The organism is Thalassotalea algicola (assembly GCF_012932965.1).
Lineage (GTDB): Bacteria > Pseudomonadota > Gammaproteobacteria > Enterobacterales > Alteromonadaceae > Thalassotalea_F > Thalassotalea_F algicola.
Map to the genome: position 1 here is coordinate 79,858 of NZ_JABBXH010000006.1, position 16,258 is coordinate 96,115.

Sequence of the window (16,258 nt, forward strand, 5' to 3'; positions counted from 1 at the left end):
ATTTGGGCATATTATCTTGAACCTCGACGCAATTGTAAAATCTGGTCAAGCATCACTTCATCAATCTTCGAATCAATGGTGTTTATTTAACACTAAGTTGGTGACTGATTTTGACTCAAAAATGCTTCAACCTGACTTCTGGCAATCGACAAACGCCGTAACTGGCACTGCTCAGGGCCGAGGTACCACTTATTTTGTCACTCACCAAGATAGTCACTGGGTGCTAAGACATTACTATCGTGGCGGATTAATCGGAAAATTGTTAACAGATAGCTACCTATATCTTGGTTTAGCTAAAACACGCGCTATTCAAGAATATCTGTTATTAGCTCAATTAACACAATGGCAATTACCAGCGCCAACACCAATTGCCTGCCAAATAACTCGCTCTGGAATTCATTATAAAGGCGATATATTAACGGATCGCATAAACAACGCTAACGACCTTTACACTATTTTAAAAACTTCCAATGTTTCAGAAGGGTTATGGAAAAAAATAGGTGTAACCATTGCCCGTTTTCATCTAAAGAAGGTCAATCATCACGATTTAAATATTCATAATATTCTAATCGATGATAGCGAGAAGGTCTGGCTAATCGACTTTGATCAAGGTTCAATAAAACAAGGAGATGGTTGGCAACAAAGCAATATTGACCGCTTATTAAGATCATTTCGCAAAGAGCTTGCTAAGAATCCAAGTATGCATTGGCAAGAGACAGATTGGCAGCTATTAATTAATAGCTACCAACAAGCGATGAACAGCAATTAACCCGCTAAACGAGCTTCGTTATGACGCTCTAAATACATTTCACGTGCTTTCAGAAACTCTGGTAACGCTTTTTCAGTAGTATATGGTCGAATAATGCTTAATATCTTCAGTACACCTTCATAGAATACTGTCGATTCAATATCCGTTTCCATAGTTTGTGTTTGATAAAAACTTAACCAGAAAGTATTAACTAAACGCAAAATAGCCACTAAATCAGGTAGCTCTTCATCATCAAACTTAATCATGTCAGCTTCGCGCAGTGAAATCATCATGTCACTTACACGCTCACTAATTGATTTTTGTACTTCTACATACTTCTCTCGAAGCAATGGATTTTTAGAGAGGAGTACAGGTAAGTTTGCATAAAAGAAGCGGAATTTAGACATTGCCTGGAATACCGCATCCATATAAAGAATAATTGCATCCAAAGGCGCCACATCTGGTGACACTTGTGGAAACGTTTCTAATAACAGGTTACGTGCGTACTCTTCATAAATAGACAAAATAATGTCTTCTTTATTTCTGAAGTGGTAATACAAATTACCCGGACTAATACCAAGATGCGCAGCAATATGATTCGTAGTGACGTTGCGTTCACCATGTTCATTAAATAATTCAATACTGGCTTGAATGATTTTATCCCGTGTTTTCATGATGTGTATGTACCCTCTTTTCACAACGTATCAGGCTATCATACTATCAAAATCAATTAGACTTAAAGTATTTACTCAATATTATTATTATATTTCTTAATTACTAACATTTTACCTACGCTTAATAGCGTGCTCTAATTCATCAGCGCCATTAACTTCCCGTGATAAAGTATTTACGCTAATTGCTAAGTAACCTTTCTTCTTCTTCCGCTATTATGCGGGAAACAATATCCATACGTACCATTTTTTCATACTCTGTTTTTAATCGTTCGATAAACTCTCTCGATGAATGTTTATTTGCCGCTAAATATAGGTCAAGCGATTGATTAATCGTATATATGGGTTTGAGTATGTTTTCTTCTAAACCTAAATATCTTGAGATCCCTAAGGTAGAGAACTGATTGGCATAAACTGCATCAACACGGCCTAATAAAGCCATTTGAAATGCCGCAGGATAACTATCTGCAAAGAATAAATTTTTATTTTCTTCAAATCCGATTTGTTGAAGTAAGTCAGATTCAATACTTCCTCTTACGACCACGACTTTTAAATCTCTTACTTTATAGGACGCTAAGTCTACACCCGAAATTGTTGTATTCACGCCATAAAAAAAATATCTCACTTGTTTTATTTTTCCAATCCAAGCGAATTGGTCCTCACGCTGCGGACTTCTTGCAATGGAATAAATCAAGGTATTAGGGTTTTCTTGGGTTAACTTATAAGCGCGTGCCCATGGAAGTGGAATGTATTTAGTTTTTAGTTGCAGCCTAAACATGAGGGCTTCGACAACGACATGGGCAATACCACCGGCTAGTTGGTTTTTCTCGTTCACTAGTTGGAACGGGGGTATATGCTCTGTATACAACTGCACCTCCTGCCCTGCAATACCCTGCCGACACAAGAACACACAGATAAAAATCAAAATAAAGGTTAATTTACTCAATAGTAAACTCCATTAGCTTTATAAAAATAGTATAGAACATATCCTTAACTCTATTTCATACTTGTTGTAAGGATTGTTTTAGCCTACATAGCTCTCTTACATTGGACATACAAAACAAAGGCACCTTTAAGGACTATGCTTACAATTTAATTTTGTTGCTATTTTTACAATTAACGCTAATCTTGACAGTGACAAGTTTAATAAAAACAAATAGGAAATAAATATGTTACAACAATGGCATGAGACGGTTAAGTCGCGCGATCCCGCTAAACTGCAAGCATTATTAGCTGATGAAGTTAATCTTCATTCGCCTGTTATTCATCGCACTGTAGAAGGCAAGGCGATGGTTTCTATGTACTTAACCGCAGCACTTCACACTTTCGCCAACGAAACATTTACTTATGATAGAGAATTTTTTGCTGATAACGCAGCGGTTCTAGAATTTAGCACAGAAATCGACGGCATTTACGTAAACGGTATCGATATGATTACTTTTAACGAGCAAGGTAAGATTATTGATTTCAAAGTAATGGTACGTCCTCTTAAAGCTATTAACCTCATTAATGATAAGATGACTGCACTGCTTGAAAAGTACAAAGCGGGCTAATAATTTTGAAATTGTGTAGTGCCAACATTAGAATGACAGACATAAATCATAATTAATTTAAATTTATGTCTGTAAAAGCTATTTATCCTGGCACTTTTGATCCGGTTACTAACGGACACAGTGATCTTATTGAGCGTGCAAGCAAGCTATTTGGTGAAGTCATTGTTGGCGTTGCTTACAGCCCTAGCAAAAAACCGCGCTTCGATTTAGATCAACGAGTCGATATGCTTAAACAAGTCACTTCACATTTATCGAATGTTAAGGTGGTTGGCTTTACTGGCCTACTTGTTGATTTTGCTAAAGAGCATCAAGCCAATGTATTGATACGAGGTCTGCGAGCGGTATCAGATTTCGAATATGAATTCCAATTAGCAAACATGAACCGCCGTTTATCACCTGATCTAGAAAGTGTCTTCCTTACACCTGCTGAAGAAAATTCGTTTATTTCATCAACCTTAGTCAAAGAAGTCGCTTTACATAAAGGTGATGTGAGCGAGTTTGTGCACCCTGTCGTAAAAAATGCGTTAGAAGCTTCGCTTAAATAAGCGCATATAGAGCAGTCGCAGTCTAGGTTATTTTTGACAATTTGGACAAAATACCGAGCTGCGATTTGATTGCCTTATTTCTTCTAACGTTGTTTGACAAGTTACACAAGGCTTACCGGCTCGACCATAAACATTTAGCGATTGTGCAAAATAGCCAGGTTTACCATCACTTTGAGTAAAGTCTTTTAATGTTGTGCCGCCCTGTTTAATCGCCGCTGCTAACACCAATTTAATATTATCGGTTAAACGATCCCATTGTGCTTCTTTAATAGTACAGACTTTAGCTGATGGAAGTATGCCTGAGAGAAATAAGGCTTCATTGGCATAGATATTACCGACCCCAACAACAACATCATTGGTCATTATAAAGTTCTTAACCGGTATGGTTCGCTTACCAGCTTTTGCAAACAAGTACCCATAGCAAAATTCATTTGTTAACGGCTCTGGACCTAACTTTGACAAAATACCTTGATCATCTTGATGATCTGCCAACCACAATACAGCTCCAAAGCGCCTCGGATCGTTCAGCCTTAAAGCTTTGCCATTTCCTAGCACAATATCAACGTGATCGTGCTTTATGGTTGCTAAGTCTTTATCTATAACCCTAATCGTGCCAGACATGCCTAGATGAATTAATATTGAGCCAGAAGCAACCTTAAGAATAAGATACTTGGAGCGGCGCTCCACAGACTCTATTATTTCTCCAATTGCCGACGATATCTCTTCTGGTATCGGCCAACGCAAGTTTCGCTGCCGTATTATAATATCAGTGATTGATTGCGCTTTAACATGAGGTGTTATGCCTAAACGACATACTTCTACTTCGGGTAATTCAGGCATAATTATTCAGCTAATAATCCACTAGGAATTAATTGGTTAAACATAGGGGCTGGCAATACTAAATACGTATCTGTTTGGTGATTATGAACAACAACTTGTTGATCAAGTATGTAAAGGGTAAACATTTGAATATTTTGCTGATCAGCTAGCACCATACTTATAAATAGTCCGCTGTGTTGTTGGCGATCTATGGTTAAATCAGCTACTTGCCCAGTCGCTTGATGCCACGCTCGCATCATTTGTTCTAGCAGTTGTGGCGTGATGCGCTCAGGCTGCATTCGCCAACTCTGGCCAACACGCTCAATCGTCACTTGCTGATCAATATTCATGGTTAAAATAACTTTATTTTCACCGATGACATACTGCGTTGAAGAATTGCTAGCATCACTACTCCTCTGAGTTAGGTTTATTAATAAAATAAAGCCCATTACTGAAAATATAATGACATTGTTCCAAGCTGCTCTAGAAAGTCTCATAGGATATGCATTTAGTTAGATAATATTATTATTGCTTTGCACTATAACAAATTGTTTAAAGGGAGTGGTTATTTAAATGGTAAGCGCTGAAGCACTTTATTATTGAGGTGGCGTCAAATTGAGAAGAGCTTACTGCAGAAAATAAAAAACCCAGCATATCGCTGGGTTTTTTTAAAATTCGTGAAGAAAAATTACTTAATTTTTGCTTCTTTGTAAATCACGTGCTTACGTGCTTTAGGATCGAATTTTTTTATTTCCATTTTCTCTGGCATAGTCTTTTTATTCTTGTCAGTAGTATAAAAATGACCTGTACCAGCAGAAGAAACTAAACGGATTTTATCACGCATGATTTATTCCTTAAACTTTTTCGCCACGAGCACGGATGTCAGTTAATACTGCATCGATGCCTTTCTTATCGATAATACGCATACCTTTAGGAGTAAGGCGTAATTTTACGAAACGATTTTCACTCTCAACCCAAAAACGGTGAGATTGAAGGTTTGGTAAGAAACGGCGACGTGTCGCGTTTCTCGCGTGAGAACGGTTGTTCCCTACAACTGGTTTTTTGCCAGTTACTTGGCAAACTTTAGACATTTGAGTCACTCCAAAATTAATTTCAGCTCGAGCTATCTTTCCCCTTGGCCGTCGCCGCGGGATCCTGAAAAAGGTGGCATATTATAGAGAAACTAAAACTCGATTACTAGTACTAATCAGTTTTTAACCAAACATTAAGACATTTCGCTTTAATATCAGCTAGATACGAGTATAAATTCGTCTTAAATTATGCGCAAAACAGCAACTATTCGATGATTTTTTGATCGACTTTAGAGGGTTTTTGATCCAAGCAAGGTAGAAAGTTGTGATTTTTGATCTTGGTCAGAAATATAATCAAGTAATATACGAATGATGTGTGATTTTGCCAATTTAGAATCTTTAGAAAGCGCATTAAGCTGGGCAATCGCATCTTCACTTAAGGTAAATGTAGCATGTCTAAATGGCCTGTTAGTCTCTTTTGCACCGACTTTTTCGGCAACCTTTTTCTCTGCAAAAGCAATTGCCTGATCCAAGTTTAAACCAGTTGGTGTCGGCTCTTTGCCTTCTTTAACAAGCTTAGGAGCACCTTTAGCATAATTTTCTGCATCAGAAATAAATTCATCGACGGTAAAACTTTTCTTTTTTACCGCCTTGCCTTTACCCTTTTTAAGATCAGTTAAACTCATGAGAGTCATCCGGTTTCATTGCCAACAACTCCTCGGCAATTGCAATCATTTCAGCAGCAGCTTTTCCATCCGGTTCATTTTCTAATACTGATGAACCAGATTCTTCACTGTCATCATAGACATTTCGGCTATAAGTCACCGAATCTAAAACGTTAATGCCATAAGAAGAGCAAACTTCTTTAGCTTCTAGTATACGATTTGCTTGAGTAGGTAATGCCGGGCATTGAGTCACGACAAATGATGCCAACATTTTAGGGTTGACCATTTTACAGGTGCTTAGCATATCTTCCATGTGTGGCACGGTTTTCAAATCTCGACGCTTAGGTCGTAAAGGGATAACCACATGATCAGCTACCGACATAGCTGCACGAAGTGCTAAATTATCTTGTCCACCACAATCAACAATTACATAGTCATAGTGTTGGTTAAGACTTAATAAATCGTTGCGAATTTTACCGTAAAGTTGAATACAGTTAATAGCAGGTAACGTCGGATCAGAATTTCGTGCTTGAATCCAATCTGAAGTTGTTCGCTGCGGGTCACAATCAACCATTAACACAATTGCGTTCTTATGTTTTGCAAAATAGACCGCTAAATTCTGTGCCAAACAGCTTTTACCGCTACCGCCTTTTTCCCCACCAACCAAAATCATCATGATGCTAACTTCCTATTACTACACGTAGAATTATCCGCGCAGGATTAAATCAATTATAGTTCAAAACCCAAAAATGAGCTTATTCCTTGCTATCAAATATAAATGCGACTTCAAACCAGCCAGTGTCTTGTTTGATACATCGAAGAACCTTGCCTTGTAACTCTTGTCTTTGAGGGCTATTACCTTTAAAGATAACAGTTACAGGTGTGTCGACTTGCATGGCGATGTCACTATCTATACGCACACCGCCTTTAGAAAAATCTAAACACGCGACCTTTTTAGTAAACTGCTGTCCACTATTATCTTGCCAAGTGACATCAATAAGCTCTTTTTCCATATCGAGTCGAAATGACGTTCGACGTTCAATCTCATGGTTACTACTTTCTGACATAAGATGATCCTTGCTTTAATCCAGTTATCCGGTCTTTTTTAGACTACCTTAACGCACTAAAATTAACTGGCATTTTGCTGATATGCAAACACTTTATACGGTTATTAATTAATAATAACCTAAAAGCGGTAATTAAAATCTTCAATTTCAATTGCTCATAACTGGCCATGTTCAGCAAATGAATAACATTGATGCTCAGCAATTATTAAATGATCGAGTACATTGACTTCGATTAATTGTAATGCATGAATTAATCGTTGAGTAATGTGCTTGTCTGCTTCGCTTGGCACAGCCACACCTGACGGATGATTATGTGCCAGAATAACCGCAGCGGCGTTGTGTTTAAGTACCTGTTCAACCACAACTCTTGGATAAACTGCTGCCGCATTAATTGTTCCCTGAAATAGTCGTTCAAATGATAAAACTTGATGCTGACTATTTAGCATTAGCACGCCAAAGACTTCATGCTTTTCTATTTTTAGCTCTGACACTAAGTACTCTTTGGTAGCACTTGAGCTAGTTAAATAACTTTTATCTAGCGTTTGCTCTTTCAAATATCGCCTAGCCATTTCTAAACAAGCTTGTAATTGAACATATTTGGCTTGTCCCAAGCCATTATGCTGACAAAACGCTTGTTGCTCCGCTTGATAAATAGCGGCAATGCTGCCAAAGCTTGCTAGTAATTGGCGAGCTAAGTCAACAACGTTGCAGCCTTTAACACCTGTACGCAAAAATATAGCTAATAATTCAGCATCACTTAAAGATTCTGCACCATTACGAAGTAGTTTCTCGCGTGGACGCTCCTGCGCAGGCCAGCTTTTTAACATCCCTTTCTCCTTATCTTCATTCCCTGATATACTGCCAATCCTGACATTAAGGTTTTGAGCCAATTCGTTTTTTTAAGATTAGCAGTTTATGCAAAATTTACAGAATAAAAACATTGTATTAGGAATTACCGGCGGAATTGCCGCATATAAAGGTCCAGAGTTAGTTCGCCGACTAAAAGAGCAAGGTGCTAATGTGCGTGTTGTTTTAACAGAATCAGCCAAAGCATTTGTCACCCCACTGTCATTACAAGCAGTGTCAGGAAACCCTGTGTCAGACGATTTACTTGACCCGCAAGCTGAACTTGCCATGGGGCATATAGAGCTTGCTAAATGGGCAGATCTAATCTTAATCGCACCTGCGACTGCAAATACAATTGCCAAGCTAACTCATGGGTTGGCGGACGACTTATTGTCGACCTTAGTACTTGCAACAGCATCAAAGGTTACGGTTGCCCCTGCAATGAATCAACAAATGTGGCACAACACAGCAACTCAAGAAAACATCAAAAAGTTAATTAGCCGCAATATAGAAATTATTGGTCCTGGCTCAGGTGAGCAAGCTTGTGGTGATGTTGGCTTAGGTAGAATGTTAGATGTTCCCGAGCTAGTAGATGCCGTAAACCAACTCTTTGTAGAACCTAAACTACAAGGGCAACATTGGGTTGTTACCGCAGGACCAACGCAAGAAGCCATTGACCCAGTAAGGTATATCTCTAATCATAGCTCGGGAAAAATGGGTTACGCGATTGCTCAAGCCGCAGCCTCTCTTGGCGCGAAAGTGAGCCTAATTTCGGGGCCAACCAAGTTGGAAGCTCCTAGTGGCTGTAAGCGTATTTCGGTTACCAGCGCACAAGATATGCATCAGCTCGCCATGGAGCTTGCACCAAATGCCGATGTCTTTATTGCTTGCGCAGCGGTTGCTGATTATAGAGTCGCCCAAGTCGCTGAGCAGAAAATTAAAAAGCATGAAGATGCCATGCAAATAAATTTGGTTAAAAATCCAGATATCGTTGCTGATGTTGCAGCACTCAATGAAAATCGCCCTTTCACCGTTGGTTTTGCTGCAGAAACACAAGACGTAGAGCATTACGCAAAAGGCAAGTTACAAAAGAAAAAACTCAACCTTATTGCTGCTAATAATGTCGCCGTGCAAGGGCAAGGATTTAACAGCGATGATAATGCCTTAACACTCTATTCAGCAGATGAAACTATTCCGTTATCATTGGCTACAAAAGTTGAGCTAGCACAACAACTAGTAAAGATAATCTCTGATAAAGTAAGCGACCAAAAGTAAGTGTTGGCTCACTTACTTTTGAGAATATAGCTGAAAACGAATTTGAATTGGCTTGATGAAGCTGTACAGAAGCAGCTACAATCAGCTCCATAATAACTAAAGAATAACTTGGCAGAGAACGTATCATGTCGACTACTGACAAACCCAATCGTAAACAACAAATCTTAGAATGCTTAGCACTTATGCTACAAACCAGCCCTGGTCAACGCATTACAACAGCCAAACTAGCGGCAGAAGTTGGTGTTTCTGAGGCAGCGTTATATCGCCACTTCCCTTCTAAGGCACGCATGTTCGAAGGCTTGATTGAGTTTATTGAAGAATCGATTTTCTCAAGAGTAAACTTAATTTTAACCGATCACAAAGAAGCGCTAATTCGTTGTCATCATATTTTGCATGTTTTGCTCATCTTTGCAGAGCGTAACCCAGGTATGTGCCGCATCCTTTCTGGTGATGCTTTGATGGGCGAAAATGAGCGATTACGTTTACGTGTAAATCAATTCTTTGAAAAACTTGAATCGCAGTTCAAGCAAGTATTGCGTGAACGTAAGCTGCGTGAAGGAAAAGGTTTCACCATTAGCGAGCAAGCATTGGCAAATCTTATTGTCGCCTTCGCCGAAGGTAAAATTGGTGCTTATGTTCGCTCTGGATTTACTAAAAAACCAAGTGATGAATTTAATGAACAATGGCAATTTTTAATGGCCACAAAATAGTAAACTTAACGCCAGCATCGCTGGCGTTTTTATCAAATACAGGTAAATTTATATGGCGCAATTATCGCACCTCGCCCCAAGCCCTCTTTGGCAGCTTTTTGACAATATTTGTAGTATTCCTCACCCTTCAAAGCATGAACAAGCAATATCAGCTTGGATTCAAGAATGGGCAAAAAATTTAGGAATTTCTGTTAAGGAAGATGCTGTAGGCAACCTAATTTTAAAGAAACCTGCAACGCAAGGCATGGAAAGTCGCAAAGGGGTCATTTTGCAAGCCCATATGGATATGGTGCCGCAAAAAAACAATGGCACTAAACACGACTTCTTAACCGATCCTATTAAGCCTTACATTATCGAAGAAGACGATGGGCAATGGGTAACCGCACAAGACACAACACTTGGTGCAGATAACGGAATCGGCCTAGCATCTGCGTTAGCAGTTTTAGCCAGCAATGATATTCCCCACGGTCCACTTGAAGTGTTAGTGACCATAGATGAAGAAGCTGGCATGACTGGTGCGTTTGGCCTACAGCCTGGCGAGTTCGATGGCGATATTTTAATTAATACCGACTCAGAGCAAGAAGGCGAAGTTTATATGGGCTGTGCTGGCGGTATTGATGGCAATGCCAGCTTTAAGCTTGAGTTTGAAGCTGTACCGTCAGGCTACACAGCATTTAACCTATCATTATTTGGTTTGAAAGGCGGTCACTCGGGTGTTGATATAGACACCGGACGAGCGAACGCCAACAAGTTACTTGTTCGCTTTTTATTACAAGCTGCGCAACAATTTAATATTCAACTAACCGAATTAAATGGCGGCAGTCTACGCAATGCTATTCCACGTGAAGCAAACGCTAGCTTTGTTGTAGCTAACGAACATGTAGATGCGCTAAAAGCAGCAGTTGATAGCTATTTATCGCAAGCTAAAGAAAACCTAAAAGCGATTGAAACCGAGTTAGATATGCTGCTTATCTCACCGGAAACATTTGAAGAATGCTGGACTATTTCAGTTCAAAATAATGTGCTTAATGCGCTTAATGCTTGTCCAAATGGTGTTATCCGTATGAGTGATGAAATTGCAGGTATCGCAGAAACATCACTTAATTTAGGTGTGATGCGAACAAAGGGACCAAAGTTTGTGGCACAAACGCTTATTCGTAGTTTGCATGATGATGGTCGCCTAGGTACAGAAGAAGCCGTGCGATCAGTATTTACCTTAGCTGGAGCAGATATTGAATTCTCTGGCGCTTACCCAGGTTGGAAGCCAGATACAGATTCGGCAATAATGAAAGTCGTTAGAGAAACCTACCAAGAAAATTTCGGTAAAGTACCAGAAATTATGGTGATACATGCCGGCCTAGAGTGTGGCTTGTTTAAAACAGCTTACCCTCATTGGGATATGGTGTCATTTGGTCCTACAATTAAATTCCCTCACTCGCCAGATGAGAAAGTGAATGTCGAAACCGTTGGCCAGTACTGGAAATTATTACTCGCGGTATTAGCCAATATTCCTGTGCGTTAATAACCCATATTAAAAAAGGAGTGCTTGCACTCCTTTTTTATTGATTTAATTCAAAAATCTGCCACTCTAGACTAAAGTCGAATAACCATCTTCATAGCCTCTGCCTATACTAAGGTGGGTATATATACACAGGTGATTTTTATGATTCAGCCAGAAAAATTGATAATAGCTGATGATCATCCTTTATTTAGGCAAGCGTTACTGACAACCTTGCAACCTAAGTTTCTAGGTTGCCAATGGCTAGAAGCGGAAACTATATCAGAGCTCGAGAATCAGCTAGGAAACCATGCTGATGCCGACTTGTTGATTTTAGATCTCAATATTCCTGGTGGACACGGCTTTAATAACTTGGTGAATATTCGAAAGCAGCACCCACAAATCCCCGTCGTAATTATTTCAGCACATGAAGACAATGACACAATGGGCAAAGCGATCGAATTAGGTGCAGTTGGGTTCATTCCTAAGTCAACGCCTGTAGATACTATCTACACGGCAATCATTGAAGTGCTCGCTGGTAAGCAGTGGTTGCCGAGTAATTTTCGATCAGCACCGGCTAACGAAGAATACCATGACATTGCTGAACGCGTAGCGAGCTTAACTCAGCAGCAACATAAAATATTAATGATGTTCGCTGAAGGTATGCTAAACAAACAAATCGCCTATGACCTAAATGTGTCAGAAGCGACTATCAAGGCACATGCGACCGCTATCTTTAAAAAACTGAATGTTCGAAACCGCACACAGGCTGTGATAGCCATAAGCAATCTTGATTTAGGCGATCAGGACTTTAACAAGTAGCAGATATTTGTAGCTACTACTTGGCGTTTACATAGCTCCGACGCAACTTCTCTGCTAGCTTAGCGCTGATCATGGCTCTAAGCGCTGCTGGTTTTACCATTTTGCGCATATAGCCCATATCAGCATTTGCTGCTTTCTCTGCAATATCAGGCTCTGTCGTTGCCGTAATAAGAATCGCGGGTAAATAAAAACTACTAGACTGTCTTAACTCATCAACTAATGCGATGCCGTTATCTTTCGCTGATAGCTGATAATCTACGAGAACAATATCAATAGAATATTTGTGCTGTTCGTACATTTCTATTGCGCTTTGAGCGGTATCTGCAGCTAATACTTCACAATCCCAGCTCGATAACATTTCAACCATACCACTAAGCACGTCTTCATCGTCATCAACACACATAACGGTGGCACCAGTTATTGTCATTTGCTGTTGTTGACTAATAGGTTCTACTTTGCGTTCCGCAGCGACACTGGGTAATTCAATGCTAAAACAACAGCCTTTGTCTTCTATAGAGTTTAAATGCAAATGATGCCCCAAAAGTTTACTTAACCCTTTAGTGATATTTAACCCAAGGCCTAATCCTTTCGTGGTTAACGTTTGCTGATCTGTTAGCTGGGTAAATTCATCAAACACTATTTCTTGTTTATCTATTGGAATGCCAGGCCCATTGTCCAAGACCTGAATAAGCACACGCCCTGCTTTTCTTCTACAGCCAAGCAACACTCGACCAGGACTAGCGTAACGAAATGCGTTGGTCAGCAAGTTTTGAATCATACGCCTTAACAACTGTTTATCAGAATAAACCCATAACTCGCTATTAACTACGTGAAAGTCTACTTGGTTATTATTGGCAGACACAGAAAATTCATTGGCAATTTCTTCGAATAAAAGACTAAGTGAGAAAGGTTCACATTGGGGTTTTATATTACCACTTTCAATACGCGCTATTTCAGCAAGTTCAGCGATTAAATCACTCGCTACTTTTAACGAATGACCAATGCTTTCAACTTGATGATGCTGTTGCTCAGATAAATTATTTTGATTCGATAATGCTTCAGTAAACAATCGTGCCGCTTCCAGTGGCTGCATTAAGTCGTGACTACAAGCTTTTAAATATAAGCTTTTCTTAACATGTGCCTGCTCCGCTTTCTTTCGTGCCAGCCCTAATTCTCGATTTGCTTGTGCAAGTTTGACTGTGCGCTCATTTACTAAAGCTTCTAAGTCGACATTAGCCGCTTTTAATACCTGCTCTGCTTGTCGGTATGGCGTAATATCAGAAAACAACATTACAAAACCACCATCAGGTAGTGGATTTCCTTCAATTCTAATAACCTTATCGTCAAAGGTACGTTCAGATTGGTGGGAACTACCAGTACGCAAATAGTTAATACGTTTATTTACTTGTTCATCGGCTTCACCTGGCCCACAAAGACCTCGTTCTACGTTATAGCGAATAAGCGAAGCGATAGGACAGCCAACAAATACTAATTGTTCAGGATAAGCAAATAGGTCAAGGTACTTTCTATTCCATGCCACCAAATTGAGTTCTTTATCTATGATGGAAATACCTTCACTAGCATTTTCAATTGCACTTTGCAGTAAAGACTGGCTAAACCGTTGCTGTTGGCTAGATGCTTCTTCTACTAGCATTGCCAATTCGTCTAGCGCGATATCACGACCTTCTAACGCTGAAGACAAGACTAATCGTGCAGAGGAAGCCCCCATTACACTGGCTAACGTGTTTTCGGTATGTTCAAGCAATAATTGATTAAAGCGCGCGACTCCGACATCAGCTTTATCAACCGCTAGCATAAAGACTTGGAAACTTTGTTTTGCCTTTTTAACACCAACAAAACGTGAAACAAGTAATTCTAACTCCTTGCTATTTATTACCTTTTTACGCTGAGCTGTTACCAAGGAAGGCGACTGCCACTCTAAAAATATTGACGCTTGAACACGTTCCTGAACACTTTGTCGACTCACCTGAGAAATAATATAAATGACAAACATATTGGCCAATAAGCTCAATAACGTCACCATAGTGTTGGTCGGTAAAACACTTTCTGCAATAGGCTGCAAATACAAACCAAACTTAGGTAAGAAGCTGAGGAATAGCCACATAGCAAAACCAACTAAAATACCGGCATAAACCCCGGTTAAACTAGCTCTTCGCCAATAAAAGGCAGCAATCAGCGCTGGCGTTAGTTGAGCAAAAGCGCCAAAAGCTACTTCACCTAACGAAGCTAAAGTGTCGGGAGACGCAAAAAGGAAAACAAAATAGCCAAGTAAAATTACCATCAGCACCAGTAATTTTCTGATATTTAATAAATTTACCCGGAATTCATCATATTCAATATTCCGGTTTTGACGATAGCGATAGATAAACGGGAAAACTATTTCGTTGCTCAGCATTGTACTTAACGCGATGGAAGAAATAATCACCATAGAGCTTGCTGCCGATATTGCCCCTAGAAATGCTAATAAAGACAGCCATTGTTGACCGCCAAGTGCCGGTAAGAATAAAACATAGGTGTCTGACGGTACTTGTTCACCCAAAAGGTGATGACCTGCTAATCCCAACGGAATGGCAAACAAAGCAAAAATTAATAAATAAATGGGAAAGAGCTTGCGGCTTAATTGCGTATGTTTGGCATCTTGTAATTCAACGACCATTACCTGAAATTGCCTAGGTAGTGATAGGAAAGCTGCCATTACTATGATCAACATAGCTGCGAGTGACGACAAATTAGGCCACTGTAGTTGGCGCTCTAATTTGACACTAGCACCTGATTCTTGCCAAAGGATCATTGGTGAATCGAACAAAAAGAAGGTAACGAAGACACCAACAGCAATGAATGCCAATATCTTAACCAATGACTCAAACGCGATCGCCAGCATTACACCGGGATGACGTTCGGTTACATCTAAATGTCTGATACCAAATACAACCGTAAAGCCTGCGAGAACAATACTAACAATAAATCCAAACTGACCAGAATTAACAAATGGATCGATTTGCAACTGCTCAAACGCATAGACAATACCTTTCAGTTGCAACGCAAGATAAGGCATAGTGCCAATTAGTGCCACTAGCGTAACCATTATCGCGAGGTTATGCGACTTGCCAAAACGAGCGGCTAAAAGGTCGGCTATTGAAGTAAGGTTTAATTTTAAACTTATTCGAATGACACGTTGTAGAAATGGCCAAGCAAATATAAAAATTAATATCGGGCCAAGATAAATGGGTAAATGAGATAGAAAGTTAGATGAGGCTTGCCCTGTAGTCCCTAAGAAACTCCACGAAGTACAATATACCCCGAGAGTCATTGCGTAGATGAAAGGTTGCCACTTTTTTGCTAATCGATGACGATACTTATCACCTAAAAAAGCAATAACGAATAACAGGCCGATATAGCCTAAACTTAACGTTGCTAGCTGCCAGTTTGCAAACATTAGACGGGTAGAGTGTCCTTATTGATTCTATTTAACTGTTTGACTATAAAATTCACTTATATATTTACCACCTTTTATCGTGGCAATCACTCTTAGTTTTTGTTTTTGTCCTTTTTCAGCAATGCGCGACCTCAATGGTGTTTCGCGATGCCAATAATACGGGCTGTCTTTCATTCCCATCGGATAACTCTGAATTTCCTTGGCGCTATCCACTAAAAAAATGACAACTTCATCAAGTGGAAAGGTCGAATTAATTGAAGTAATTCCATTTTTATCATAAACATTAATCTTAAAGTCTCCTGACTTTAATACACATTTTTCATGAATAATGTCGCAATGACCTTCTGGAACCAACTCGAATACTCTCTTTTCATTGGCTTTATATTCCATATACATATCAGAGAGAATATAACCACCTAACGCAAGAAATGGCGCAACAAAGAAAGCTATTTTTTTATGTCGACTCATGAGTACATCTTCTCGCTTAAGTTATTGAAAATAAAGGCTCCATCACTACTGTAATGGAGCCTTATCAAAAAGTGAATACTAGG

At 39.5% G+C, this 16,258-nt stretch carries 19 protein-coding genes; 7 read left to right on the forward strand and 12 right to left on the reverse strand.

Annotated features, from left to right (window positions below):
• Positions 1–16 precede the first annotated feature (16 nt).
• Entirely contained in the window at positions 17–769 is a 753-nt protein-coding gene (locus tag HII17_RS16140; RefSeq protein ID WP_211185391.1) for a 3-deoxy-D-manno-octulosonic acid kinase, read from the forward strand.
• On the opposite strand, the gene HII17_RS16145 is transcribed toward HII17_RS16140, so the two are convergent.
• Together HII17_RS16145 and HII17_RS16150 are read right to left on the reverse strand one after the other, a co-directional pair.
• A complete protein-coding gene (locus tag HII17_RS16145) occupies positions 766–1,422 on the reverse strand; it encodes a TetR/AcrR family transcriptional regulator (RefSeq protein WP_169076406.1) in 657 nt (218 codons plus the stop codon). The genes HII17_RS16140 and HII17_RS16145 overlap by 4 nt on opposite strands.
• 178 nt (positions 1,423–1,600) lie before the next feature.
• Positions 1,601–2,293 (reverse strand): substrate-binding periplasmic protein, encoded by a 693-nt coding sequence (locus HII17_RS16150; protein ID WP_211185392.1) that lies wholly within the window; start codon positions 2,291–2,293, stop codon positions 1,601–1,603.
• Between the two features lie 295 nt (positions 2,294–2,588).
• Here HII17_RS16150 and HII17_RS16155 point away from each other — a divergent pair, with 295 nt between their 5' ends.
• Together HII17_RS16155 and coaD are read left to right on the forward strand one after the other, a co-directional pair.
• Positions 2,589–2,972, forward strand: coding sequence for a nuclear transport factor 2 family protein (locus tag HII17_RS16155; protein WP_169076408.1), 384 nt, complete (start codon positions 2,589–2,591; stop codon positions 2,970–2,972).
• Positions 2,973–3,037: 65 nt separating this feature from the next.
• Positions 3,038–3,517 (forward strand): pantetheine-phosphate adenylyltransferase, encoded by a 480-nt coding sequence (gene coaD / locus HII17_RS16160; protein ID WP_169076409.1) that lies wholly within the window; start codon positions 3,038–3,040, stop codon positions 3,515–3,517.
• A 27-nt stretch (positions 3,518–3,544) separates the two neighbouring features.
• Here coaD and mutM read toward each other — a convergent pair whose 3' ends face one another.
• From mutM to radC, 8 genes are all read right to left on the reverse strand, one after another.
• Positions 3,545–4,357 (reverse strand): bifunctional DNA-formamidopyrimidine glycosylase/DNA-(apurinic or apyrimidinic site) lyase, encoded by an 813-nt coding sequence (gene mutM / locus HII17_RS16165; protein WP_169076410.1) that lies wholly within the window; start codon positions 4,355–4,357, stop codon positions 3,545–3,547.
• Positions 4,358–4,359: 2 nt separating this feature from the next.
• Positions 4,360–4,833 (reverse strand): hypothetical protein, encoded by a 474-nt coding sequence (locus tag HII17_RS16170; protein WP_169076411.1) that lies wholly within the window; start codon positions 4,831–4,833, stop codon positions 4,360–4,362.
• 191 nt (positions 4,834–5,024) lie between these two features.
• Positions 5,025–5,180: a 50S ribosomal protein L33 gene (gene rpmG, locus HII17_RS16175; protein ID WP_033078277.1), complete on the reverse strand. Its 156-nt coding sequence runs from the start codon at positions 5,178–5,180 to the stop codon at positions 5,025–5,027.
• A 10-nt stretch (positions 5,181–5,190) separates the two neighbouring features.
• A complete protein-coding gene (gene rpmB / locus HII17_RS16180; protein WP_159822134.1) occupies positions 5,191–5,427 on the reverse strand; it encodes a 50S ribosomal protein L28 in 237 nt (78 codons plus the stop codon).
• 230 nt (positions 5,428–5,657) lie between these two features.
• Positions 5,658–6,053 (reverse strand): hypothetical protein, encoded by a 396-nt coding sequence (locus HII17_RS16185; RefSeq protein ID WP_169076412.1) that lies wholly within the window; start codon positions 6,051–6,053, stop codon positions 5,658–5,660.
• Positions 6,040–6,708 carry an AAA family ATPase gene (locus HII17_RS16190; RefSeq protein WP_169076413.1) on the reverse strand — a complete coding sequence of 223 codons (669 nt, stop codon included), beginning with the start codon at positions 6,706–6,708 and terminating at the stop codon, positions 6,040–6,042. Before HII17_RS16190 ends, HII17_RS16185 begins: the two co-directional genes overlap by 14 nt.
• Positions 6,709–6,787: 79 nt before the next feature.
• Positions 6,788–7,099 (reverse strand): PilZ domain-containing protein, encoded by a 312-nt coding sequence (locus tag HII17_RS16195; RefSeq protein ID WP_169076414.1) that lies wholly within the window; start codon positions 7,097–7,099, stop codon positions 6,788–6,790.
• 155 nt (positions 7,100–7,254) lie between these two features.
• Entirely contained in the window at positions 7,255–7,926 is a 672-nt protein-coding gene (radC, locus tag HII17_RS16200; protein ID WP_169076415.1) for a RadC family protein, read from the reverse strand.
• An 88-nt stretch (positions 7,927–8,014) separates the two neighbouring features.
• Here radC and coaBC point away from each other — a divergent pair, with 88 nt between their 5' ends.
• From coaBC to HII17_RS16220, 4 genes are all read left to right on the forward strand, one after another.
• Complete coding sequence (gene coaBC, locus HII17_RS16205; protein ID WP_169076416.1) at positions 8,015–9,220, forward strand: bifunctional phosphopantothenoylcysteine decarboxylase/phosphopantothenate--cysteine ligase CoaBC; 1,206 nt, start codon at positions 8,015–8,017, stop codon at positions 9,218–9,220.
• A 125-nt stretch (positions 9,221–9,345) separates the two neighbouring features.
• The gene (slmA, locus tag HII17_RS16210; protein ID WP_169076417.1) at positions 9,346–9,930 is read left to right on the forward strand and encodes a nucleoid occlusion factor SlmA; all 585 of its coding nucleotides are present in this window, start codon (positions 9,346–9,348) and stop codon (positions 9,928–9,930) included.
• A gap of 52 nt (positions 9,931–9,982) precedes the next feature.
• Positions 9,983–11,452, forward strand: a complete 1,470-nt coding sequence (locus HII17_RS16215; RefSeq protein WP_169076418.1) for an aminoacyl-histidine dipeptidase — start codon at positions 9,983–9,985, stop codon at positions 11,450–11,452.
• Positions 11,453–11,593: 141 nt separating this feature from the next.
• Positions 11,594–12,250 carry a response regulator transcription factor gene (locus HII17_RS16220; protein WP_169076419.1) on the forward strand — a complete coding sequence of 219 codons (657 nt, stop codon included), beginning with the start codon at positions 11,594–11,596 and terminating at the stop codon, positions 12,248–12,250.
• A gap of 16 nt (positions 12,251–12,266) precedes the next feature.
• On the opposite strand, the gene HII17_RS16225 is transcribed toward HII17_RS16220, so the two are convergent.
• Together HII17_RS16225 and HII17_RS16230 are read right to left on the reverse strand one after the other, a co-directional pair.
• Positions 12,267–15,707, reverse strand: coding sequence for a hybrid sensor histidine kinase/response regulator (locus tag HII17_RS16225; RefSeq protein ID WP_169076420.1), 3,441 nt, complete (start codon positions 15,705–15,707; stop codon positions 12,267–12,269).
• 27 nt (positions 15,708–15,734) lie between these two features.
• The gene (locus tag HII17_RS16230; RefSeq protein WP_169076421.1) at positions 15,735–16,175 is read right to left on the reverse strand and encodes a hypothetical protein; all 441 of its coding nucleotides are present in this window, start codon (positions 16,173–16,175) and stop codon (positions 15,735–15,737) included.
• Between the last annotated feature and the right edge of the window lie 83 nt (positions 16,176–16,258).